Source organism: Streptomyces niger (genome assembly GCF_000718305.1).
GTDB lineage: Bacteria > Actinomycetota > Actinomycetes > Streptomycetales > Streptomycetaceae > Streptomyces > Streptomyces niger.
On sequence record NZ_JOFQ01000002.1, the window covers coordinates 615,553 to 638,502 of the forward strand.

At 71.5% G+C, this 22,950-nt stretch carries 18 protein-coding genes and 1 pseudogene; 8 read left to right on the plus strand and 11 right to left on the minus strand.

Going from position 1 to position 22,950, the window contains the following annotated elements:
* The 3 genes from IF20_RS06555 to IF20_RS06565 all read left to right on the plus strand — a co-directional run bounded on the left by IF20_RS06555 (position 1) and on the right by IF20_RS06565 (position 3,339).
* Complete coding sequence (locus IF20_RS06555; RefSeq protein ID WP_052863990.1) at positions 1-1,284, plus strand: ATP-grasp domain-containing protein; 1,284 nt, start codon at positions 1-3, stop codon at positions 1,282-1,284.
* Complete coding sequence (locus tag IF20_RS06560; protein ID WP_052863991.1) at positions 1,281-2,528, plus strand: MDR family MFS transporter; 1,248 nt, start codon at positions 1,281-1,283, stop codon at positions 2,526-2,528. Before IF20_RS06555 ends, IF20_RS06560 begins: the two co-directional genes overlap by 4 nt.
* A 130-nt stretch (positions 2,529-2,658) precedes the next feature.
* Positions 2,659-3,339, plus strand: coding sequence for a 2OG-Fe dioxygenase family protein (locus tag IF20_RS06565; protein WP_052863993.1), 681 nt, complete (start codon positions 2,659-2,661; stop codon positions 3,337-3,339).
* 89 nt (positions 3,340-3,428) lie between these two features.
* On the opposite strand, the gene IF20_RS06570 is transcribed toward IF20_RS06565, so the two are convergent.
* A complete protein-coding gene (locus IF20_RS06570) occupies positions 3,429-4,577 on the minus strand; it encodes an ATP-grasp domain-containing protein (protein WP_234426528.1) in 1,149 nt (382 codons plus the stop codon).
* Between the two features lie 267 nt (positions 4,578-4,844).
* The gene (locus tag IF20_RS06575; protein WP_052863995.1) at positions 4,845-6,149 is read right to left on the minus strand and encodes an MFS transporter; all 1,305 of its coding nucleotides are present in this window, start codon (positions 6,147-6,149) and stop codon (positions 4,845-4,847) included.
* A 401-nt stretch (positions 6,150-6,550) separates the two neighbouring features.
* Here IF20_RS06575 and argC point away from each other — a divergent pair, with 401 nt between their 5' ends.
* The 4 genes from argC (at position 6,551) to IF20_RS06595 (ending at position 10,623) form a co-directional block, all read left to right on the plus strand.
* The gene (gene argC, locus IF20_RS06580) at positions 6,551-7,582 is read left to right on the plus strand and encodes an N-acetyl-gamma-glutamyl-phosphate reductase (RefSeq protein ID WP_052864079.1); all 1,032 of its coding nucleotides are present in this window, start codon (positions 6,551-6,553) and stop codon (positions 7,580-7,582) included.
* 199 nt (positions 7,583-7,781) lie between these two features.
* Positions 7,782-8,345 (plus strand): adenylyl-sulfate kinase, encoded by a 564-nt coding sequence (gene cysC, locus IF20_RS06585; RefSeq protein WP_052863997.1) that lies wholly within the window; start codon positions 7,782-7,784, stop codon positions 8,343-8,345.
* Positions 8,342-9,307, plus strand: a complete 966-nt coding sequence (cysD, locus tag IF20_RS06590) for a sulfate adenylyltransferase subunit CysD (protein ID WP_052863999.1) — start codon at positions 8,342-8,344, stop codon at positions 9,305-9,307. The genes cysC and cysD overlap by 4 nt, the downstream gene beginning before the upstream one ends.
* A gap of 2 nt (positions 9,308-9,309) precedes the next feature.
* On the plus strand, positions 9,310-10,623 hold the full coding sequence (locus IF20_RS06595) for a sulfate adenylyltransferase subunit 1 (protein WP_052864002.1): 1,314 nt from the start codon (positions 9,310-9,312) through the stop codon (positions 10,621-10,623).
* A 12-nt stretch (positions 10,624-10,635) separates the two neighbouring features.
* Here the strand turns inward: IF20_RS06595 and IF20_RS06600 are convergent, their stop codons facing one another.
* From IF20_RS06600 to IF20_RS06625, 6 genes are all read right to left on the minus strand, one after another.
* Positions 10,636-12,054: a DUF6177 family protein gene (locus tag IF20_RS06600; RefSeq protein WP_052864003.1), complete on the minus strand. Its 1,419-nt coding sequence runs from the start codon at positions 12,052-12,054 to the stop codon at positions 10,636-10,638.
* 66 nt (positions 12,055-12,120) lie between these two features.
* Positions 12,121-16,095: a type VII secretion protein EccCa gene (gene eccCa / locus IF20_RS06605; protein ID WP_052864006.1), complete on the minus strand. Its 3,975-nt coding sequence runs from the start codon at positions 16,093-16,095 to the stop codon at positions 12,121-12,123.
* Between the two features lie 37 nt (positions 16,096-16,132).
* Entirely contained in the window at positions 16,133-17,488 is a 1,356-nt protein-coding gene (locus IF20_RS06610; protein WP_052864008.1) for a MinD/ParA family ATP-binding protein, read from the minus strand.
* An 82-nt stretch (positions 17,489-17,570) separates the two neighbouring features.
* A complete protein-coding gene (eccD, locus tag IF20_RS06615) occupies positions 17,571-18,926 on the minus strand; it encodes a type VII secretion integral membrane protein EccD (RefSeq protein ID WP_052864010.1) in 1,356 nt (451 codons plus the stop codon).
* A 219-nt stretch (positions 18,927-19,145) separates the two neighbouring features.
* Positions 19,146-19,463 (minus strand): hypothetical protein, encoded by a 318-nt coding sequence (locus tag IF20_RS06620; RefSeq protein WP_052864012.1) that lies wholly within the window; start codon positions 19,461-19,463, stop codon positions 19,146-19,148.
* A 113-nt stretch (positions 19,464-19,576) separates the two neighbouring features.
* Positions 19,577-19,888 (minus strand): hypothetical protein, encoded by a 312-nt coding sequence (locus IF20_RS06625; RefSeq protein ID WP_199896507.1) that lies wholly within the window; start codon positions 19,886-19,888, stop codon positions 19,577-19,579.
* Between the two features lie 18 nt (positions 19,889-19,906).
* Here IF20_RS06625 and IF20_RS06630 point away from each other — a divergent pair, with 18 nt between their 5' ends.
* A complete protein-coding gene (locus IF20_RS06630; RefSeq protein WP_052864014.1) occupies positions 19,907-20,305 on the plus strand; it encodes a hypothetical protein in 399 nt (132 codons plus the stop codon).
* A gap of 308 nt (positions 20,306-20,613) precedes the next feature.
* On the opposite strand, the gene IF20_RS06635 is transcribed toward IF20_RS06630, so the two are convergent.
* The 3 genes and pseudogenes from IF20_RS06635 to IF20_RS41040 all read right to left on the minus strand — a co-directional run.
* A complete protein-coding gene (locus tag IF20_RS06635) occupies positions 20,614-21,009 on the minus strand; it encodes a hypothetical protein (protein WP_052864015.1) in 396 nt (131 codons plus the stop codon).
* 22 nt (positions 21,010-21,031) lie between these two features.
* Positions 21,032-22,447 carry an ADP-ribosyltransferase gene (locus IF20_RS06640; RefSeq protein ID WP_456113002.1) on the minus strand — a complete coding sequence of 472 codons (1,416 nt, stop codon included), beginning with the start codon at positions 22,445-22,447 and terminating at the stop codon, positions 21,032-21,034.
* A gap of 87 nt (positions 22,448-22,534) precedes the next feature.
* A pseudogene (locus IF20_RS41040) lies at positions 22,535-22,950 on the minus strand (ADP-ribosyltransferase); the annotation flags it as partial.

A 22,950-nucleotide genomic window follows, 5' to 3' on the forward strand; every position in this document is an offset into this window, starting at 1 on the left:
ATGCCAAGCAGTTCCCGAGCGCGAAGCAAGCGCGTAGCGTTCGTCGACGCGTTCTCGATGGGACGCCTTCTTCTGCCCGCGCTGGGCCGGCTCGGCCTGGAGTGCGTGCACGTCCAGTCGCCGCATCCCGACGTCCACATGGCCCGGCTGCCGTTCCCCGACGGCTTCGTGGCCAATGTGCGGCACCACGGCGATGTGGCGGCCACGGCGTCCGCGCTGCGTGAGCTCGGGGTCGACTGGGTGCTCTCCTCCGGGGAGTCGGGCGTCGAGCTGGCCGACCGGCTCGCCGCCGAACTCGGCACCCCCGGCAACGGGATGAGCCGGCCGACGTCCCGTCGCAACAAGTACGACATGGTCCTGGCCCTGCGCGATGCGGGCGTGCCGCACGCGGCCACCATCGTCTCGTCCGACGCCGACGAGATCGTCGAGTGGGCCGAGGAGACGGCGGGTTACCCGGTCGTCCTGAAGCCGGTGGCCAGCTCCGCCACCGACAACGTCGTGGCCTGTTCCTCCGCGGAACAGGTGCGCGCCGTCCACGAGAAGATCATGAACAGCAACGACCGGCACGACAAGCCCAACACGGTCGTGCTCGCGCAGGAGTTCCTGGACGGGGACGAGTACTTCGTCAACACGGTCAGCCGGGACGGCGAGCACCACACCGTCGAGATCTGGCGGTACTACAAGACCCGGCTCCCCGGCGGCAACATCATCTACGACTACAACGAGCCCCTGGCGCCGGACGATCCGGACGCCAAGGCGTTGGAGTCCTACACCCACCAGGTGCTCGACGCCCTGGAGGTGCGGAACTGGGCCAGTCACACCGAGATCATGATGACCGCCCGAGGCCCGGTGCTCGTCGAGTGTGCCGCACGCTTCGGTGGGGGGCAGGTGCCGGACATCATCGATCGGTGTCTGGGCACCAACCAGGTCGATCTCATCGCCCTGGCCGTGGCGGATCCCGAGGCGTTCCACCGACTGCCCACCACCGCCTACAAGTTGCTGCGGCGTGTGCGGTACGTGCATCTCGTCAACGCGGACGAGCACGGCGTGGCGCCGTCCGACGAGGCGATGGCCGCCATCCGCGCGCTCCCGTCCTACGCCCACGCCGTCACGATGCACCCGGCAGGGACCCCGCTTCCCCGGACGGTCGACGTCGCGACCCAGCCGGGCTACGTGATTCTGATCTCCGAGGACCCGGAGCAGCTCCGCGCCGACTACCGGAAGATCCGGGAGCTGGAGCGCGACCACCTCTACGCCGCGCGCCCGCAGGAGCCGGCGTCGTGAGTGCCACGACCTCGGACCGGTCGAACGCCGACGAGCAGCGCTTCCGCGATGCGCTGCGCGGCCTGCCCCGCCGGGTCTGGATCATCAGCCTCGGCAACCTGGTCCTGCAGGTCGGCAGCTTCCTCCCGGTGTTCATCGTGCTCTACGTGACCCAGCGCGGCCATTCCGTCGGGGCGGCGGGGTTCGTGCTGGGCGCGTCCGGTCTGGGCAGAGTGCTGGGCAACGTCATCGGTGGCTACCTCACCGACACCATCGGCCGACGCTGGTCCATCCTGCTGTCCGTCGTGGTGACCGCCGGACTGACGGCGACCGTGCCGTTCATCGGACCGCTCCTGTTGATCATCGGTGTGGTCGGTCTCATCGGCGTGATGTCGGCGATCTACCGGCCGGCCATGGCCGCGGTGCTGGTCGACTCCGTGACGTCCTCCCAGCAGCGGCTCGCCGCCTTCGGAGTGCTCCGGTTCGCCCAGAACATCGGCTCCACCCTGGGCGGCATGCTCGGTGGCGTGGTGGCCACCATTTCCTATCCGGGGCTCTTCCTGCTGGAGGCCGCCGCCCTGCTGGTGTTCGGCATGATCGCGGCGGTGCTGCTGCGCGGGGACGCGGCCCTGCCGAAGGCCGACGCCGACACCACCGAAACGGCGGCGGGCCGGGGGGTCGGGTACCGGCAGGTCCTCAGCGACCGCACCCTGGTGCGCTTCCTGCTGATGACCGTGTTCTCCATGTTCGCCTACATCCAGACCTCCGTCGGCCTGCCGCTGCACGTCAACGACGTGGGCCTGACCCCGCGTGACTTCGGCTTCCTCATGGCGCTCAACGGCCTGCTGGTGGTGCTGTTGGAGCTGCCGATCACCAGCGTGATGTCCCGGTACCGGCCGGAGCACGTCCTGGCCATCGCCAACCTGCTCACCTGCGTCGGCCTGGCACTGTCCGGGTTCTCCTCCGGGATGGTCCTGCTGGCGGCGCTGGTGGTGATGTGGACGTTCGGTGAGATGGCGTACTCCTCCATCGTCCAGGCCCACCTGGCGAGTCTGACGCCGCCGGGGATGGTCGGGCGGTACCAGGGTGCGTACGGCGCCGCATACGCGGTCGGTACGGGCGCCGGGCCGGTCATCGGCGGCGCCTTGTACGCGTTCGCGCCGTGGCTGCTGTGGATTCTGGTCGGCGTGCTGGGACTGGTGTGTGCCCAGCTCAGTCTGCGGCTCCGTCCTCCGGCCGCCACAGCCGAAGAACCGAGTACCTGACCTGGGGGGCCGGAACGGTACGCGCCGCCTCGGCGATCCCGGGTGCGGTGGAGGAACACGGTGGCGCCCCCACGTCCCGCCACCGTGTCGACCAGTGACCTGACGACCCTGACCAGAGGAGAACCAAAGAATGGGTGGCCCGAAGTTCTCGCTTGGCAATGCCCGTGACGACCTGCTCCGGGGCGGTGACGACTGGGACAAGTTCAGTCAGTTCTGGGAAAACCTGCCGCTGGACCCGTACATGGGCGACGGTGGTACGTATCGCCGCCGCAAGTACTCCGCGATTTCCTATGACGTGGCCGACGGCGGCGTTCGGGTCATCGACCAGGACGGTTTCCTCCAGAGCGAGGAGATAAACCGACTGAACGGCGGCATCACCCGTCGCTTCGAACCGGTCGACCAAGCACTGCTGGACACCGCCGTGTTCCGGCGGATGCTGGCCCATTTCGTCGCACGCATCACAGCGGACGCGCCCGACGGTGAACCCGTGGCGCCGGTCCGCCGGATCAACATCCATCAGCACCGCATCGTCGCCACCGACCGGGAACTCGGCAATCCGACCCCGGAGGGCATCCACCGGGACGGTGTCGAGCACATCGTCATGATGCTGGTGGCGCGCAAGGACATCACCGGCGGGGTCAGCACGCTCTACGACAATGCCGAGTCGCCGGTGCTGACCCACACCCTCAGAAATCCCGGGGATTACATCTTCGTGGACGACCGCACGAGCAAGCATTCCGTCACTCCCGTGCAGGTGGCTCCGGCGGCTGCCGAGGGGCACCGTGACATGTTCTTCCTGGAATTCTGCTGACGGAGCCGGAAACGGCCGCCGGCGGGACCCGCTCTCGGGCCCCGCCGGCGGAAGGCAGCGGCCTCACGCCCCACCCTCGGAACGTCCTCTCATATGATCCGGTAGCTGCCGGCGGTGTTCAGGACGTGCTCCGCGCGGGCACGCAACTGGTCCACGGAATCGGCGGTGAGCGCGAAACGGAGAAAGTAGTTCTCCTGTTCCAGGTCGGTGACCTGGTAGCCGTCGACGACCACCGCCTTGATCACGCCCGGCAGCGCGCACAGGTCCTCCTCGGTGGCGTCGATCTCGACGCGGCCGAGCTCCGTCGCCTCCACATCGACCCAGCCGATGATCTTCTGGTCGCGCACCGGACCCAGCTGCGCCGGCGTGAACTCGCCCAGCGACATGGAGACGACCGCCGCCACCGGGTCGATCCCGCCGGCCTCCTGGATCGCTGTGGGATACATGCCGCCACCGAACCGGGGATTGATCTCCACCAGCTCCGTCCGGCCGTTCTCGTCGGCCCGGCCCTCCACGTGCAGCCAGATCTGGTCGAGGCGGAGGTCGGCACAGAACGCGCTGATCATCTCGGTCAGGACCGGCACCGCGGCACGCACGTGATCCTGCTGGGGCGGATGGATCCGCAGCCCCGCGTCGTGATGCCTGACCTCGTCGTGGTCGGGCTTCTCGACCGCCAGGACCGGATGGAAGCGGCCGTCCACGACGGGGCCGTCCACGGAGAACTCCACACCGGGCAGATACTCCTCGATGATCATCTCGGTGTCGCCGAAGCCGCGCTCGGCCAGGTGGCGCCGGTAGGCGAGGAGCTCGGCCGGGCCGTGCACCTTGCGCACCAGCCGGGAGGCCGTGGATTCCCGCGACGGCTTGACGATGGCGGGGAAGAAGTCCACCTCCACCGGGTCGTCGCTGAAGCCGATGGTGGACAGTCCCAGGGCCCGCATACGGTCGCGGACCAGCGTCTTGCTGGCCAGTACGTCGAGGCCGGGGCCGACACCCGGCAGTCCGTAGTGCGCGGCAAGGCCGCCCTGCCAGGGGAGCAACGGCTCGATCAGGTTGACGACGGCGACGGGGACGACGCCGCGCCGGTCGAGCCGGTCGATGAGCGTGGACAGGTTCTCGCTGTCCCAGTCCACCAGGACCTGGGCATCGCACTTGTCGCGGTGGCGGTTGTCGGGAAGTTCGGAGATCAATACCGAACGAAGACCGCGGGATCTCAGCTGTTCGGCGGCCAGGGCCACAGCTCCAGCATTCCATTTGGAGAGGATGAGTACGGATTCCACGCCGCAACCTCCAGGGAAACTCGGGGCTGACAACAGAAATTGGACCAGCCTTGAGAGTGGCACGGGCGGAGGTTGCGTCGAGGTAATCGAAATGCTTAGCCGTGGAAGAAGGGGACAGCGAGATGTGTCTTCGTGAATGCAATTCTCGCGTACCCCGGGGTGTCGGCGCGTCCGTGCCGTTCTGCCGTTTCGCCACCGGAGCCGAATTCGGCGGAATCGCCGAGGTCAGCTCTCCACCGGGGCGTCCGCCATGCTCGGGACGCCGGCGGCCGCGGTGCCGGTCGTCACGGGCGTCAGCGGAGAATTCCTCGTGCCCGCCGTCCGGACGTCGGAGAACAGGACCCCCAGGAACGCCAGGGCGCCGACCGCGGCCGACATCCACAAGGCACGGTGCAGGCCGAAAGCGGAGGCCAGCGCACCGGAGCACAGCGACCCGACGGGCAGCGTCCCCCACATGACGAACCGGATCGTGGCGGTCATGCGGCCCATGAGCGGTCTTGGGGTGATGCTCTGACGCAGGCTGACCTGGTTCACGTTGAACAGCACCACGCCGAACGACTGCAGGAACAGACCGCAGGTGATGACCACTTCGGTGGCCGATGCGGGCGCGGCGGGGGAGCAGAGAGGACCGACGCCGTTGAGGAGCGCACCCAGCACGATGCTCGGCCCGGTCCCCAGGCGCTGTGACAACCCGCGGGCCACGAAGGCACCCAGGACGACGCCCAGCGCGCCGATCGCCATCAGGGTGCCGAGCTTGGCGGCGGAGAAGCCCAGTTCACGCACCGCATAGGTGGTGAAGATGGCGGCGACCATGCCGTAGGAGAAGTTGAGGAGCGCTCCCACGCCGGCCACCGGGGCCAGCAGGCGGTGGCGACGCACGAAGGCCAGTCCCTCGCCGATCTCCTTCCGCAGGACCGACCAGCTCGCCCGGGGACCGCCCCTCGCCACCGGCTTCTCCCGGTCGCGCGGGATGCGCGACACCATGAACGCGGAGAACAGGAAGGACAGCGCGTCGGCGCACAGCGCGACCGGGGCCTTCAGCACCGAGATCAGCCAGCCGCCCGCGCTCGGGCCGATCAACTGCGAGGCGGACCGCGCCAGCTCCAGCTGGGCGTTGCCGTCCGTCAGTTGGTCGGGCTCGACGACGTCCGGCAGGTACGACTGGTAGGCCACGTCGAAGAACACGGTCGCGACGCCCTGGCCGAACGCGACCACGTAGAGCTGGCCGAGCGTGAGCAGGTCCAGCGCGTAGGCCAGCGGGACGGTGAGCAGCAGCACCGCACGCATGAGGTCGCTGATGATCAGGATGGGTCTTCGGGGCAGGCGGTCGACCCAGACCCCGGCCGGCAGACCGATCAGCAGAAAGGGCACGACCTGCGCGGCGGTGAGCACGCTGACCTCGAACGCGCTGGCGTGCAGGACCTGGAGCGCGGCGAGCGGCAGCGCCAGGATGCCTATCTGGCTGCCTATCTGACTGACGCCCTGCGCGGCCCGCAGCCGCCGGAAGTCGAGATTCTGGGTGACCCTCATCTGGTCCGTCTCTCTAGGTGACTTGGTGGCCGCTGACGCCATCAATCTGCCACACCTGCCGGCGTCGCGGAGTGCGGGTGCTTCGGTCGCCCTGGATGCCCGGTCGCCACGCGTTCGGTCTCCTGGCGCACGCCTCGACGGAGCGGGTTTTTCCCGATCGGTGACGGCACATTTCCGGGCACCGGTCGAATTCAAGGCTGGCGCAGGTGAGGTCCACATCGAGTAATCGAAGTACTTAGTCGCGCCACCGGAATATAAGCCCGGTGTCTCCCTCGGCATGTGTTTGTCGCGGACGCGAATGAGGCCGGCGGGTTCGTAGTTTTCTTCCGCATGGGTGGTTGTTCCGGACTGGAGGGAGTCGTGGTGGTGGGCCGGAGGAGTTCGGTACGGGGGGTGTGCTCGTGATACGGGTGGCGTTGGCCGGTGCGGCCGGTTATATCGGCGGGGAGTTGCTGCGACTGCTGCTGGGACATCCCGAGGTCGAGGTGGTGGCCGCGGTCTCGTCCCGTTTCCCGGGGAAACGGGTCGACGGTGTGCATCCGAATCTGCGGTCCGCCACCGATCTGACCTTCTGCTCGGCCGAGGAGGTCGGGGAGTGCGACGCGGTGTTCCTGGCGCTGCCGCACCGGGTGGCGATGACCCAGATCGACCACTGGGCCCAGCGGTCCAAGCTCGTCATCGACCTGACCGGGGACTTCCGGCTCGATGACACCGACGTCTTCGAGCGCTACTACGGCGAGGAGCACCAGGCCCCGCACCTGCTGGACGCTTTCGTGCCCGGCCTTCCCGAACTGCACCGCGAGAGCCTGCGTACCGCGGACCTGATCAGTGTGCCCGGCTGCATGGCCACGGCCGGCGTCCTCGCCCTGTACCCCCTGGTGGCCCGTGGCCTGATCGATCTGGAGCAAGGGGCTCAGTTCGACGCCCGCACCGGTTCCAGTGGCTCGGGCGCCACGGCCGGCCCGGCCAATCTGCACGCCGAACGCAGCGGAGCCATGCGCGTGTTCGCGCCGACCGGGCACCGCCACGAAGCCGAGATCTCCCGGCATCTGGGCCTGTCGGCCGCGATGACCGCCACCGGCGTCGAAGCGGTCCGCGGCGTCCAGACCATCTGCCACGCCACGCTGCGCCCCGGCGTGGACATGCCGACCGTACGCCGGGCCTTCCGCGAGCAGTACACCGCGGAACCGTTCGTCCGCATCGTCGCGCACCAACGCGGCATCTTCCGCTACCCCGACCCGAAGATCCTCCTGGGCTCCAACTACTGCGACGTCGGCTACGCGGTCGACGAGGACAACGGCCGCCTGACCACGATCGCCGCCCTGGACAACCTCGTCAAAGGCGGCGCCGGCAACGCCCTCCAGTGCCTCAACATCCGCATGGGCCGACCCGAGGCCCTCGGCCTGGCCTTCCCCGGGCTCCATCCCCTGTAGACCGGCCGACTGGAGAGATCGTGACCACCCATCCGCCGACCGTCGTCACCTGCGGCCGCAATCCGGCCGCTGACGCCGCGGGCATCCGCCTCGACGTACCCGAACCCGTCAGCCGAGCACGCGCGGGGGCCGGCAGCACGGTGCACCACTCCTGCGCCGGGGCACCGGTCCACAGCTCACGTGAAAGGGAGATCCACACATGACCGAGCCGAACGAGGAACCAGCCGTGTGGCAGGGCGGCACGGTCTGGCTGACCGGGCTGCCGAGCGCGGGCAAGTCCACCATCGCGGTGCGCCTCGCCGAGCGACTGCGGGCCGAGGGACACCGGGTCCAGGTGCTCGACGGCGACGAGGTCCGGGCGGCCCTCTCCGCCGAACTGGGCTTCTCGAAGGAGGACCGGGACACCAACGTGCGGCGGATCGGTTACGTGGCCGGGCTGCTCGCCGAGCACGGCGTCACCGTGCTGGTGCCGGTCATCGCCCCGTACGCGGTGTCCCGCGCGGCAGTGCGGGAACTGCATGCGGCGCGGTCCCTGCCCTACATCGAGGTGCACGTGGCGACCCCGGTGGAGGTCTGCGCCGACCGGGACGTGAAGAGCCTCTACGCCAAGCAGGCGGCCGGCGAGCTCACCGGCCTCACCGGCGCTGACGACCCCTACGAGGCGCCGATCGATCCCGACCTGCGGATCCCCACGCAGGAGCAGACCGTCGGCGAGTCGGTCCAGCAGGTACGTGCGCTGCTCACCGAGCGAGGTCTGTCATGATCGCTGCCACTCGTACCGCGGTCGCCGCTCCGGACGGAGGCACCGACCCGCGGCGCTCCCCGGCGGTGTCCCCGCTGACGCACCTCGACATGCTGGAAGCCGAGGCGGCGCACATCTTCCGCGAGGTGGCGGGCGAGTTCGACCGGTCGGCGCTGCTGTTCTCCGGCGGCAAGGACTCGATCGTCATGCTGCACGTCGCGCTCAAGGCGTTCGCCCCGGCACCGCTGCCGTTCTCGCTGCTGCACGTGGACACCGGCCACAACTTCCCCGAGGTGCTCGCCTACCGGGACCGGATCGTCGAGAAGCACGGCCTCCGTCTCGACGTGGCCTCCGTGCAGGCCTACATCGACAACGGCACGCTCCGCGAGCGGCCGGACGGCACCCGCAATCCGCTCCAGACCCTGCCCCTGCTGGACGCGGTCCGGGACGGCCGCTTCGGCGCGGTGTTCGGCGGCGGCAGGCGCGACGAGGAGAAGGCGCGCGCCAAGGAGCGGGTCTTCAGCCTGCGGGACGAGTTCGGCGCCTGGGACCCGCGCCGGCAGCGGCCCGAGCTGTGGCAGCTCTACAACGGCCACCACCAGCCGGGCGAACACGTTCGCGTCTTCCCCCTGTCCAACTGGACCGAGCTGGACGTCTGGCAGTACATCGAGCAGGAGGGCATCGAACTGCCCGAGGTCTACTACGCGCACCGGCGGAAGGTGTTCCAGCGGGACGGCATGTGGCTGGCGCCCGGCGAGTGGGGCGGTCCCCGGGACGGGGAGACCGTGTGCGAGCGCCAGGTCCGGTACCGCACGGTCGGCGACATGTCCTGCACCGGCGCGGTCGACTCGTCGGCCTCGACGGTGGCCGCCGTGATCGCGGAGATCTCGGCGAGCCGCGTGACCGAGCGCGGCGCGAGCAGGGCCGACGACCGGCTGTCCGAGGCCGCCATGGAGGACCGCAAGCGAGAAGGGTACTTCTAGACATGACAACGGGCGTCGCGGAAACGGTAGACCGGACCGAGTCCTCCGGCCGGCTCTCGGGCGGCCTGCTGCGGCTGGCCACCTGCGGATCGGTCGACGACGGCAAGTCCACCCTGGTCGGACGGCTGCTGTACGACACCAAGTCCGTCCTCGCCGACCAGGCGGCGGCCATCGAGGAGGTGTCGCGCAGGCGCGGGCAGGACGGCCCCGACCTGGCGCTGCTCACCGACGGCCTGCGGGCGGAGCGGGAGCAGGGCATCACCATCGACGTGGCCTACCGCTATTTCGCCACGCCCCGGCGGCGGTTCATCCTGGCGGACACACCGGGGCACGTGCAGTACACGCGCAACATGGTGACCGGCGCCTCCACGGCGGACCTCGCGGTGATCCTGGTGGACGCGCGCAAGGGCGTGGTCGCACAGACCATGCGGCACTGCGCGATCGCGGCGCTGCTGCGGGTGCCGCACGTCGTGCTGGCGGTCAACAAGATGGACGCCGTCGACTACCGGGAGTCCGTCTTCACCGCGATCGTCGCCGAGTTCACCGAGCGGGCCGGCGAGTTGGGTGTCGCCGACGTCACCGCCATTCCGATGTCGGCGCTGGCCGGCGACAACGTGGTCGAGCCGTCGGGCAGGATGGACTGGTACGGCGGTGACACGCTGCTGTCCCACCTGGAGAACGTGCCGCTCGGGGACGACCCGACCGGGAAGGCGCTGCGGTTGCCGGTGCAGTACGTGATCCGGCAGCCGTCGAGCGACCGGCAGACGGTGGAGCGCTGGCTGGCCGGGCAACTCGCCTCCGGCGTGCTCAAGGTCGGCGACCCCGTGGTGGTGCAACCGGCCGGTGCGACCAGTACGGTCGTCGGCCTCAGCGTGCTCGGCAGGGAGACCGACACCGTGTGGGCGCCGCAATCGGTCGCCGTCCGGCTCGCCGATGACATCGACATCTCCAGGGGCGACACCCTGACCGCCGACCTCGCCCCGCCGGCGCAGCGGCGCATCACCGCGACCGTGTGCCACCTCGACGACCGCCCGCTGCGCCCGCGCCAGCGCGTCCTGCTCAAGCACACCACCAGGACGATCCCCGCGGTGGTGGAACACATCGACTACCGCGTCGACGTCACCGATGCGCGCCGCCTGCCGTGCGACGACGGGCTGTCCGCCAACGACATCGGCGGGGTGCGGATCCGCACGGCCGAGCCGCTCGTCGTCGACGACTACGCCGAGAACCGACGGACCGGCTCGTTCCTGCTCATCGACCCGCAGGACGGGTCGACGCTCACCGCGGGAATGGCGGACGCATGGGCGGGGGACTGAGCGGGGGGTGCCTCATGCGCCCTTCAGGTGCCGCATGAGCCGTTCGAAGTCCTGCCAGCCGGACAGGTCGGCGGGGTCGCCGGGGAGCGGGTAGTACAGGGCCGGACGGGACTTGGGGCCGAGGGCGACGGGGGGTTCGGACAGGGGGGTGTTGCGGGCGCGGTCGCCGGGCATCTCGCGGACCTCCTCCGCGCCGAGGACGAACGCCAGGGGTACGCCGGGGCCTTCGAAGCGCGGTGGGACGGCCAGGTCGCGGCGGGCCTTGCGGAGCTGGACCAGCATCGACTGGAGGTGGTGGCGGGTGGCCAGCACCTCGGCGGCGCGGGTGAGGGCGGCCACCGGGGGCTCCTCGTCGGGGCCGTAGCCGAAGGCGAGGGTGACGTCCTCCTCGACGCCGCCCTTGGTGCGGGTGATGCGGACCGTCGCGAGGCCGGGCCGGTCCGGGGAGCCGACGACCACGACCCAGGTCGGCTCGGGGGAGCGGTCGTGGGCGAGGTCGGTGAGCTGGCGCAGGGACCAGGGCAGGTTGGCGGGTTCGGCGGTGCCCCAGCCGGCCGGGGGCTCACCGGTCAGCTCGCGCCAGACCGACTCCAGGGCGCCGCCGAGGACCAGCCGGTCGTCGGCGGGGTGGACGGTGCGGAAGGAGACGGCCAGCTGGCGTTCGCCGGTGTCGGTGACCTCCTGGAAGGCGGCGGCCAGCGGGGTGCGGGCGTCCATCGGGGTGGCGCCCTCGCCCTCGACCGGGGCGAACAGCCCGTTCTGGAAGCGGAGTACGGAGCCGGACAGGCCGTCGTAGTAGCCGTCCCGCTCGTCCTGCACGACCCAGCGCGACGGCCAGCCGGGGAGGCTGTTGCGTACGGCCGGGGAGAGGGTACTGCCGGCGGGGGTGACGACCTGCAGGCCCAGTTCGGCGTTGGCGACGGCCCGGAACGCGTCCGAGAGCCAGGCCGTCATGGCGACCACCGGCCGGTCGGCGATGACGACGGCGACCTTGTCGGTGAGCACGTCCACGGCGGGCTGCGCCGCCGCGGGCGTGGGCGCGACGCTCACCCCGTCGGTCTCCACCACGGCGACCGAGCGCGCGGCCTCCGGCGGCCAGGCGGAACCGCCGGCCAGGTGGGCGAGGCGGGCGGAGAAGGTGCCGGCCAGCCGCTCGGCCTCCGCGACGCCGGTCGTGGCGCGGGCCTCCGTCCACCAGTAGGGGAGGGGCGGCGGCGCGGCCCCGAGCAGCCGCTCGGCCTCGCCCGCGACCTGGACGAGCAGCGGCGCCTCGACCGACATCAGCGGGCGGCCCTCCGGGTCGCAGAGCTGCACGACCGCGTCCTCCCCCGTCGTCCCGACCAGCTTGTCGGGGCCGCCGGAGAGCAGGCCCGCGAGCACGGTCATCGGGTCGGGCATCTTCGGGGTGAGGGTGATGACGTCCTTGGTCATGGGGTCGTCCGTCCGGTTCCTGGTCGGGAAGAGAGCGCGGGGGAGCGGGGGAGCAGGGGAGCCCCCTCACCCCTCTGTGTACACCGTCTGGATCAGCCGGTTCGGGCGCCCCCGCTGCATGAAGACGCCACGGCCCGGCGGCTGCAGCGAGGCGTACGTACCGGGGAACAGCTGGCCCTCGCTGCGGTCGCCCGACATCAGGAGCGCCGAGGCGCCCGACTCGCGCAGGCTCAGCATCAGCGGCTCGTACATGCCGCGCGAGGCGCCCGCGACGCGGCGGGTGAGCACGAAGTGGAGCCCGATGTCGGCCGCGGAGGGGATGTAGGGGAGGAAGGGTTCGAGGGGCGCCTGACCGGCCGTGGTCAGCACGTCGTAGTCGTCGACGAGGACGACGATCCGCGGACCGCCGCCCCAGCTGCCCGGCTCCAGGTCCTCGACGTCCGTGCCGTCGCCCGGCAGCCGCTTCTCCAACTGGCCCGCGACGCCGTGCGCGAGGCCCGCGCACATCTTGGGGTTGTACGCGTAACCGCCGCGGAACTCCTCGGGGATCGCGCCGCGCAGCCCGCGCCGCGGGTCCATGACCGCGAAGACCAGCTCCTCCTCGCCGTACCGCTCGATGAGGCCGTTGGCCACGGTCTTGAGGAGGTTGGTCTTGCCGCACTCGCTGTCGCCGAGGATCAGCAGGTGCTGGTCGTGCTCGAAGAGGTCGACCATGACGGGCGCCAGCGCCGTCTGGTCCAGGCCGATCGGCACCCGCTGCGGCTCGGCGGCCGGGCCCGGCAGCAGGTGCGGCTCCAGGACGCGCGGCAGGACCCGTACGGGCTGGGCCACGTCGCCGCTCCAGGTGGCGCGGACGGTACGGGCCGTGCGCTCCAGCACCGCGCCCAGCTCGGCGGTGTCGGCCATGCCGTCCGTACGGGGCAGCGCTATCTGCGCGAAGAGCTTGCCGTCGGTCAGGACGCGGCCGGGCTCGTCGGGGGAGAGGGTCTGCGCGAGCTTGCGGTCGATGCTGGACTCGCTGGGGTCGTTCAGCCGCAGCTCGACGCGGGTGCCGAAGTACGACTGCGTCGCGATGCGCACGTCGTTCCAGCGGAGCATGCTCGCGACGACGTGGATGCCGTAGCCGCTGCCCCGCTTGAGGATGTCGGCGACCGCCTCGTCCAGCTCCTCGAAGTCGTCGCGCAGCGCGCCGAAACCGTCGATGACCAGCACGATCTCGGCGGACGCGAGCTGCGGGAGCCGGCCGGCGGCGTGCAGCATGCGGAGCTGCTCGACGGAGTCGATGCCGTACTCGCGGAACAGCTCCTCGCGCATGCCGAGCATGGTGCGCACCTCTTCGACGGTGCGCCCGGCGCGCTCGCGGTCGGCGCGGCCCGCGACCCCGCCGACGTGCGGCAGCTCCGACAGCGCCTGGAGGCCGCCGCCCACCAGGTCCAGGCCGTACATGCCGACTTCCTGGGGAGTGTGGGTCAGCGCGAGCGACAGCGCGAGGGTGCGCAGCAGCGTGGTCTTGCCGGCGGCCGGCCCGCCGATGACCGCGGCGTGGCCGCCCGCGACCGTGAGGTCCAGCACGTACTGGCCCTGCCACTGCTTGGTCGGGTCGTCCAGCAGGCCGAGCGGGATCTGCAGCGGGCCGCGGCGCGCGGCCAACTGCATGCCGCGCGCGCCCACCTCGACCGGACCGGCGGCCTTGTCCAGGGGCATGGCGGCGGGCAGCGGCGGCAGCCAGATGCGGCGCACCGGCGCCGCGGCGCCCTCCAGCTGGCCGACCATCACGCCCATCTCGGTCGGCCCGGTCTCCCGGCGCCGCACCGTCGGTTCGCCCTCGCCGGTGTTCTCCGGCTCGGCGAGGGTGTTGAACGCCTCGTACTCCAGGGCCAGCGGCCCGGTGTCCTCCTCCTCGGCACGCTGCACGGGGCCGCGGTAGCCGCCGGAGACGTAGCTCGCCTTGAACCGCTCGTAGTGGGTGGTGTCGACCTTGAGGTAGCCGAAGCCGGGGAGCGGCGGGAGGTGGAAGGCGTCGGTGGTGTCCAGGACCGTACGGGACTCGTCGGCGGAGAAGGTGCGCAGGCCGAGCCGGTACGAGAGGTAGGTGTCCAGGCCCTTGAGCTTGCCGCCCTCGATGCGCTGGCTGGAGAGCAGCAGGTGCACGCCGATGGACCGGCCGATGCGGCCGATGGAGAGGAACAGGTCGATGAAGTCCGGCTTGGCGGTGAGCAGTTCGCCGAACTCGTCGATGACGACGAAGAGGTGCGGCAGCGGGTCCAGATCGGGCCGCTTCTCGGCGCGCAGCTGCGCATAGTGGCCGATGTCGGCGACGTTGCCCGCGTCCTTGAGCACCTGCTGGCGCCGCTTGACCTCACCGGCGAGCGAGGCGTGCACCCGCTCCACCAGGCCGGCCTGGTTCTCCAGGTTGGTGATGACGCCGGCGACGTGCGGCAGGTCGGCGAAGGGCGCGAAGGTCGCACCGCCCTTGTAGTCGACCAGGACCAGCGCCAGGTCCTCCGGCGGGTGGGTGGCGACCAGCGCCAGGACGAGGGTGCGCAGCAGCTCCGACTTGCCGGAACCGGTCGCGCCGACGCACAGGCCGTGCGGGCCCATGCCCAGCTCGGAGGATTCCTTGAGGTCCAGCAGCACCGGCTCGTGGGAGTCGCTGATGCCGATCGGTACGCGCAGGAAGGCGCGTTCGCCGCGCGGCGCCCACAGCCGCGACAGGTCCAGCTGCGCCACGTCGTCGATGCCGAGCAGTTCGGCGAAGTCCACGGGCCCGGACAGCGGGGCGTCCACGAGGGACTCGGCGGACAGCCGCAGCGGCGCGAGCATCCGGGCCAGGCCCTCGGCGAACGGGACGCTGACCTCGTCCACCGTGCCGTGCGCGCTGATCGGCTCCTGCTCGCGCAGGTCCTCGATCACGACCTGGTCGCCGTTCACCGTGATCCGCACGCTGACCTGACCCGGCTCCTGAACCCGCTGCTCCAGCAGGTGCAGGACGGTGACGCCCATGTCGCGCAGGCCGACCGCGTCGTCCGGGCGCGGCAGGTCGACGGCGTCCTCGCCGTGCCCGTCGGTGACGACGAGCAGCCGGGAGTTCATGGCCAGCGCGTCCCTGGTGGACAGGCCGCGGCGCACCTCGGCCGCGTACGAGGCGCGGCGGCGCAGTTCGGGGCCGATCTGCCGGGCCAGCTGGGGCGCGGAGGGAGCGATCCGGCGGGCCGCCACCGGCCCGTCGAACTGCTCGGTGTCCAGCAGATGCGGCAGCCACTTGGCCCACTCCCACTCGGGGAGCCGGTCGCCCGGTACGGCCAGCGCCATCGCCACGTCGTCGGGCGCGTGGGTGGCGGCGGTCTGCACGAGCAGGGCGCGGGCGACGCGCAGGCAGTCCTCGCGCGGGCCGACGACGCTGATGTTGCCGACCCGGTCGAGCGGGACGGTGAGCGGGAGTTCGGTGCCGGTGCGGAACCGGTCCATCAGCGCCGACGCCTCGTTCAGCATGAAGCGGTCGGGCGGGGTGAGGACCGAGGAGCCCTGCTGGGCGACCTGGAGGTCGCGGACCGGCATCTCGCCGGTGCCGACGCGCACCCGCAGGAAGTCGCCGTCCATCCGGCGGCGCTCCCACAGCCGGGCCGGATCGCGGACTATGTCGTACAGCGCGTCCGGCGGCGGGTTCAGCACGTCGGCCTGCTCGCGCCGCTCGCGCTCCTCGCGGGACAGCTCCTCGCGCAGGTCCTCCAGGTAGGTGAGGTACGCCTCGCGCTGGGTGCGGCGGGTGCGCTGGGCCTTGCCGCGCTGCGAGAAGGCGAGGCCGAGGGTGCCGATGAGGGTGACGACGACGATGATCGCGCCGAGCCCGGCGAACTGGCTGTTGCGGACGACCGTCATCATGATCACGGACGACAGCACGCCGGCGACCGGCAGCAGCGACATCGCGATGTTGCCCGACTTCCCCTCGGGGAGGTTGGGCGGGGCCTCGATGGTGCGCGCCTCGGCCGCGGCCTGCGGCCGCGCGGTCCGGGCCGGGCGGTGGATCAGTCGGGTACTCATCGGCGTCCGTCACTCACGGTCGGGCTCGGCATGGGGATCAGTGGCGCTGCTGGGAGAGCCGGAACGCGTCCGCGGCGAGGCGGGTGGCGGCTTCCCTGGTCGCGTGCGCGAGGAGTTCGGTGCGGATCGTGCCGCCGGCCGCCAGGTGCCGGTCGTACGGCAGGGTCCGCACGGTCGCCCCGGTGGACTGCAACTTCTTGATCGCCTCGGCCAGCTCCAGGCCGCCGTGCGGCACGAGCTCGGTGATCACCACGACCGTGCCGGCGATCACGTGGGGCGGCAGCCCCTGCATCCACTGGAGGATCGCGTACGTGCTCGTGATGCCCTCCAGCGTGGCGGGCGTGGTGAGCACCCGGGCCTGGGCGGCGGAGAGCGCGACCCGGGCGACCTCGGCCGGCAGCGTCTCGCAGTCCACGACGGTCACGCCGAAGTAGCGGCGCAGCGAGACCATCACCCGCTCGTACGCCTTGATCGGCAGCATCGCGCCGATCTGGCCCTGGCTGCCCGGCAGCAGCCAGGCGTTGTCGGGCAGCTGGACGAGGTAGCCGGTGACGTCCAGCAGCGACATCTGCGGCTCGACGATGCCCGCCAGGTCGCCGGTGGTCCAGCGCAGCGTCTCCGCGCCGAGCCGCAGCGGCAGCGAGCCGAGCGAGGGGTCGGCCTCGACGAAGAGGACCGGGTCCTGCCGGTAGTGCGCGTACGCCGTGCCGAGCAGCGCGGCGACGGTCGACTTGCCGGAGCCGCCGCGGATGGAGGTGACGGCGATCTGCCGGCCCGTGGTCACCGGCTGCTGGAGCACCTCGGCGGTGGCGGTGGTGTCGGTCACCTCGCGCGCGGCCGAGGAGGAGACGGTACGGCGCAGGTTGCGGGTGGCCCGCGCGGCGAAGGACTCGCCGTGCCGCGGCTTGCGGCCGGCGACGGCCAGGCTCTTGTCCACCACGGGGCGGGAGTCGGGGGCGCGGTGCGTGGGGGCCGCGTAGCCGGCCTGGGCCGGCACCTGCTGCGGATAGGGCCCGGCCTGCGGGTACTGCGGCTGCTGGTACGGGGCTTCCTGCGGGTACGGCGCCGCCTCCTGCGGGTACTGCGGCTGCTGCTGGGGCGGCTGCTGGTACTGCGGCTGCGGGTACTGCTCGTACTGCTGCTGCGCGGCCGGCTGACCGGCCTGCGGCTGCTGTGGCTGCTGCGGTTGCTGCGGCGGCAGGGGCGCGGCGTGACCGGGAGCGGCCTGGGGTGCAGCTTGGGGCGCGGCCTCGTGGCCCCGGGCACCCGGCGCCGGCGTGCTTTGCTGCTGCCCGGCGGGCCCCTGGGCGCCCTGCTGCGGTGCGCCCTGCGGCGTGGCACCGCCCCGCAGGTCACGCAGCACATCGCCCTGCCAGTTGTCTCCGTTCGGCATGTCAGCCCTTCTTTTCCGCCCTGCTGCCCCGCCCGGAGCGCCTGCGCGTCGTTCTCAGAACCTGTTGAGCGTCTGTGGAGCGTCAGAACTTGTCGAGCAACTGTCCGTACACCCCGAACGCCCCGACGGCGAGCGGGAAGAGACCCACCACGCCGATCGACTCGACCAGGTCGGCCACGCGCCGCAGCCGCACCTGCACGTGCTCCGGCGGCCGTACCGCCAGCACGAGCAGCGGCAGCACCGCGGCCGCGCACAGTACGGCGAGCGGACCGGCGCCTCCGGCGTGGTCCATCCACACCGTCACCAGCCGTACGACGAGGACCGCCGCCGCGGCGAACAGCGCCACGACCTCGGCCACCAGCGGGAAGGCGCGCGCCCTGGAGAGCAGGACGAGGGCCACCAGCGCGGGCAGCACCACGGTCCACACGGTCGGCGTCGCCGCCGTGGTGAGCAGCCAGCTGCCGGCCGCGGCCGACGCCGCCGTGACGATCGTCGCCAGGGCCAGCCCGCGGTGGGTGGCCGCGAGCGCGTTGCCCACCTGGTGCCGGCTGACGGACGTGCCGCCGGAGCGGCGGTCGTCGAGCGCGGTGAGCCCGGACGCCATCAGGGCGAGCCGCGGCAGCAGTCCGAGGAGGATCACGGAGAAGACGGCCATCACGGCACCGAGCCGGACCGGATCGTCCTGGATCGCGGCCACGGCCTCCCACACCACGCCGATCGCGGCGGTGGCCGCGGCGCCGATGAGCCCGCCGCGGCCGAGCGGTGAGAAGTACCCGAGCAGGAGCAGCATCACCACGAGCGCGCCCGCGACGGCGGCGAGCCGGGTGGTCCCCGACCAGTCGTACGCATCGGCCGCCGTCCAGGCGGTGAGGACGCCGAGGCCGCCGGCGGCGAGCAGCAGTGCCGTGGCGAGCCCGCGGTTGCCCTGCCCGATCCTCGCGACCAGCGCACCGGCCGCGAGCAGTACGAGCGTGGCCGCGGCGAGCACGGCCACCAGCGAGCCGAGCGCGAATTCCCGGCGGGCCAGTACCGCGGCGGTGAGGGCGAAGACGACGGTCGCCACGCCCGCGCTGACCCGGCGGGTGGCCGGCCGCCAGCGCCAGGCCTGCAGGTCCAGGTCGTCGGCGACCAGGTCGGTGACGTCGTGCACGACGGGGGCCGGCGGCGCGGAGTGCGCCCGGACGAGCCGCAGCACGGCGCCGTCCGCGACCTCCGCCGACGACAGCGTGGCGTCGTGCGGCAGCGCGGACCCGTCGGACGTGATCAGCTGCCGGGTCATCGGCCGCGACGCCGCCCGGTCGTCCAGCAGCTGCAGGATGTCCGGCAGCAGCTGCCCGATCGGGGTGTCGGAGGGCAGGACGATGTCGGCCCGGCGTCGCTCGCCGACCAAAGTCACCCGGCTGAGTTGCGCCCGGGATGTCGTTGCTGTGCTCACCACTTACGGGAACCTATCGTCGCGGCGTCGGGGACTCGGACCTGTTCGGCGTACTCATGTTACTGGTGCCGGGCCCTATCCCCGTTTGCGTGGAATTACTGATCCGAGCGCCGGATTCCCGCTTTTGTGCGAGCGAGTTGCCGACCGTCGGAGAGCCGGTGACGCCGATAATCCGGAGAAACCTGCGAATCACCTGCGCATCACCTGCGAACCCGGTTGAACCTACGAATCCGGAGAATTCTTCGCGTTCTTCCCGGAATCCTCCGGTTTCGTCGTCGGTGCCGGCTGTTGGTACTGCTGCTCCTGGCGCTGCTGCTTCTCCTGCTCGGCCTTCTGCTTCGCCAGCGTGTGCTGGAGGAAGGACCAGCCGACGCAGCCCGCGCACAGCACGGCGGCGATGGCGATCCCGGCGAACACCTTGCCCAGCCGCTCGTCCGCCGTGCGCCGGGCCCGCTGGGCGCCGAACAGCAGCGCGTCCCGCATCCTGCGCCGGCGGACCGCCACCGACTCCAGGAGCTGGCTGTCGTAATCCCGTGCCATCCGTCTTGTCGTCCGTTGCCTCAGTCGTCCGTCGCGTGGGTCGTGGTCACTGGAACATATGGCATGGGTGAGTTGGCAGTACAGCCCAGGGTCGGGACAGGGCCGGGACAGGGTCAGGACTGAGTGATCCCCTGCAAGATCAGAAAACAGATCCACAGCACGGGAATCAGCGCGACATACGCGAGCGGCCGCTGATGCACCGGCTTACCCGGATCCGCCTGCTGCCCGTGCTGCCCCGGCGCGGGGTGCGGCAGCTTGCTGACCTTACCGCGCGCGATCAGATTCCAGATGATCGTGAACGGCGTGAAAATGAACAGCGAGAACGGGCTCCACCAGCCCTGGCACAGCGTGGCCGTCATCATCGTGCGATAGACGGCGATGCCGCAGTTCCCGCACATGGGCCCGTCGTACTTCTGGAACCGCATCAGAATGAGAAACCCCTGATGCGCCCGGAACGTGACCCGCGCGGCCGGCATTCCGCCACAGAACCGGCACGCCTGCGGCCCGTGGGGTGCCTGCTGCGGATACCCGTACGGCTGACCGTGGGCCGCCTGCCCTTGCTGCGGCACGCCGTACGGCTGCCCGCCCTGCGGCGACATCCCGTACGGCGCGGGTGGCATCCCGTACTGCGGCTGCCCGGGCTGCCCCTGCTGCGGATATCCGTACGGGGGCCGGCCCTGCTGCGGGTGACCGTACTGCGGTGCCTGCGCACCGGCCTGCTGCTGGGCGTAGGGGTTCGCGTGCGGAGGGGTGGGCTGCGGCTGCCCCGCGGCGGGCGGTGGCGTGGGCTGTCCGGGCTGGGCCGGCGGTGGCGTGGTGATGATCTGTCCCGTGTCGTGTGAGGGGGCGGACGGTGTGCTGAGGAGTGCTGCGTACTACCGGAACCGCGAACGGAGGAGCCTCGTGGGAGGGGCGTCCGGTCGCGACGGCACCCAGCGGGGCCTTCCGAGGACGTCGAGTGACGCGAGACCACGCTCGCGCACCGCACGCGCCCCCGGGGCCGTACCACTCCGGTCCAGCCCCGGCCCTGCCGGTGTCGGTGCTGCTCGCCCTGCGGCCCGGGCGCACCCCCCCACTCGCCCGGCGGGGGCGGCGACGGTGACGTGGCGCTCCGGCGCGTTGCCGGCCGAGGGGGCATGGGCGCGGTCGGTTACTTGCCCGCCAGGTCCTTGACGTACTGCAGACCCGGTGCCTGCTCGGGCGAGCCGGAGGCGATGTGGCTGGGCCCGGCGGGATCCGATTCGCGGATCAGCTCGGCCAGCACGGCCGTCGGCGCGGCGTCGCGGGCCTTGCCGTCGCGGAGCTTGGCGACGTACAGGGCGCCCATGTTGAACGCCTCGTCGCCGCCGGCCCGGCGCACCTGCCAGCCGGCCGCGTCGTCCTCGTCGTTCGCCCAGACGTACCCCAGGACGGCGCCCTGCGGATCCACCACGGTCACGTACTGGACGGGCTTGTCCGTCGCCCTCGCGTACCGCTGCGGACCGTCGACCTTGTTGAACGGAAGCGGTTCGGTCGTCCGCGGCGGAACGCTGCGTTCCCGGCTCATCGCTCTGCCTTCTCTCTGCTGCTCACTTGGGCAGGACTTCGCCGTAGACCTGCACCTGGCCATTTTCGCTGAACACCCGGGTCACCCGGTACTCGACGCCCCGCCCGAGCAGAAGCTCGCGCTCGCCCTGGCCGAACTTGCCGACCTTCTCGACCCAGAGCGCCGGCGTCCCCTTGGGGACCCGGAGATGCAGGATGGCCTCCTCTCCCGCGAAGGCACCCACCGGGTGGTTGCCGAGGGAGGTGGACATGTACCCCTGGTCGTCGTACTTGTTGCCCAGCATTTCGAGCGGGTCGTCGAGGTCGAGGTGGCCGAGTCCGGTGCCGCGGACGACCATGAGGTCCTCGGGGACGGTACGCCCGGCGAGCGCCGCGTCGACCTCGTCGATGTTGTGCTGCACGTACGGCGTCAGCTTCGAGGCGTCGCCGGTGCGCAGGTACCCGTTCATCTCCTTGTACGTGGCCCAGCCGTCGGGGTGCTTGGGAGGTTGCGTGTAGTCGGGCTCGTCCGTGTAGTCCAAGACCGCGTCCCGCCGCTCCTTCGGCATGCCCTCCGCGTAGTCGTTCCAGGTGTCCTGCCCGTACTTGATGGCGGCGTCGGTGTCGGCGAAGGGCACCGTGCCGTCGGCGACCTCCGCGAGTGCGACCCGGTGCTTCTCGGCGGTCGAGAGGCGGGCCCACTCTTCGGGCGTGACGTGCGGCTTGTACGCGAACGGCTCGCCGGCGCCGCTGCCCGGGACGTCCGTGCCGCCGTGGCCCGGGGCGCCCGGCACATCGCTGCCGTGGTGCGCGGCGTCCACCGCGTCGTGGCCGAGGTCCGGGTGGTCGCCGGCGTGTGCGGGGTCGTCGCCCGCGTGGGCCGCGTCGTCCGCGTGACCGGCACCGTCGTGGCCGTGGCCCGAGCCGTGCGCGCCGTCGTGTCCGTGCGCGCCGTCGTGTCCGTGCGCGCCGGGGCCGTCGTGACCCGGGCCGTGGTGCGGGGCGTCCGGAGCGCCGTGCCCGCCGGTGTCCGGCACGTCGTGGCCGGGGCCGTGCGGGGTGGTGGTCGGGACGTCGTGCGGGGTGGTCGCCGTGGTCTCGTGGTACCAGGACGTGCCGGGGTGGCCGCCGGTCGGTACGTGGCCGGGGTGGCCGCCGGTCGGTACGTGGCCGGGGGGGCCGCCGGTCGGTACGTGGCCGGGGGCGGCGTCCGTCGGTACGTGGTTGCCCGCGTTGACCGGCGTGTGGTCGAACCCGCCCGTGGGGCCGAAGGAACCCCCGTGCGGGCTGTACGAGCCACCGTGCGGGCCGAAGTCGGCGCCGGAGGGAGGTCCGTACGAGCCGCCGTGCGGGCCGAAGTCGGCGCTGCCGGGCGGGCCGAAGGTGCCGGACGGTGGGGTGTAGGAGCCTGCCGGCACGTGGTTGCCGGCGTTGATCGGGGCGTCGCTGTGGCCGCCCATCGGTACCGCGTCGTTCGTGTGCGGCACGCCGGGGAAGCCGTTCCCCGCGTGCGTGCCCACGCCCGCGGGCTGATCGATGGTCCAGGACTGGGGCAGGCTCGTGCCGGGCACCGTCTGGTGCGGGACGCCGGGCATCCCGTGCGTGCCGGGCAGCTGCCTGTCGGGCAGGTGCAGCGAGCCGTCGGGCATGGTCGGCAGGTCCACCTTGCCGATGCCCTTGATGCTCTTGGCGATGTCGCCGACCTTGGACAGGCCCGCGCCGGCGCCCTTGGCGACATACGTCATCGGGTCGATGACCTTGCCTGCCCACGCCGGGGATGGAGGAGATGGCCAGGCCGGTGGCCAGCTGCGCCAGGCCCTTCCAGGCCTGCCCCATCGCATCCCAGCCGCCGAACCCCACCAGGGTGCCCAGGCCCTTGATGGTGCCCCAGATCCCATCCACGATCAGGCCGTCCCACACGAAGGACTTCACCCAGTGGCCGACCTCGTACCAGTGGTGCTTC

Coding starts and splice junctions, on each gene's coding strand:
- eccCa (WP_052864006.1), bottom strand. CDS start 16,095: ATGAGTACCCGACTGATCCACCGCCCGGCCCGGACCGCGCGGCCGCAG.
- IF20_RS06630 (WP_052864014.1), top strand. CDS start 19,907: ATGCGCCCGGAACGTGACCCGCGCGGCCGGCATTCCGCCACAGAACCG.
- IF20_RS06575 (WP_052863995.1), bottom strand. CDS start 6,149: ATGAGGGTCACCCAGAATCTCGACTTCCGGCGGCTGCGGGCCGCGCAG.
- IF20_RS06555 (WP_052863990.1), top strand. CDS start 1: ATGCCAAGCAGTTCCCGAGCGCGAAGCAAGCGCGTAGCGTTCGTCGAC.
- cysD (WP_052863999.1), top strand. CDS start 8,342: ATGATCGCTGCCACTCGTACCGCGGTCGCCGCTCCGGACGGAGGCACC.
- IF20_RS06565 (WP_052863993.1), top strand. CDS start 2,659: ATGGGTGGCCCGAAGTTCTCGCTTGGCAATGCCCGTGACGACCTGCTC.
- IF20_RS06625 (WP_199896507.1), bottom strand. CDS start 19,888: ATGCGGTTCCAGAAGTACGACGGGCCCATGTGCGGGAACTGCGGCATC.
- IF20_RS06610 (WP_052864008.1), bottom strand. CDS start 17,488: ATGCCGAACGGAGACAACTGGCAGGGCGATGTGCTGCGTGACCTGCGG.
- IF20_RS06600 (WP_052864003.1), bottom strand. CDS start 12,054: ATGACCAAGGACGTCATCACCCTCACCCCGAAGATGCCCGACCCGATG.
- cysC (WP_052863997.1), top strand. CDS start 7,782: ATGACCGAGCCGAACGAGGAACCAGCCGTGTGGCAGGGCGGCACGGTC.
- IF20_RS06635 (WP_052864015.1), bottom strand. CDS start 21,009: ATGAGCCGGGAACGCAGCGTTCCGCCGCGGACGACCGAACCGCTTCCG.
- IF20_RS06620 (WP_052864012.1), bottom strand. CDS start 19,463: ATGGCACGGGATTACGACAGCCAGCTCCTGGAGTCGGTGGCGGTCCGC.
- IF20_RS06595 (WP_052864002.1), top strand. CDS start 9,310: ATGACAACGGGCGTCGCGGAAACGGTAGACCGGACCGAGTCCTCCGGC.
- IF20_RS06640 (WP_456113002.1), bottom strand. CDS start 22,447: ATGGGCGGCCACAGCGACGCCCCGATCAACGCCGGCAACCACGTGCCG.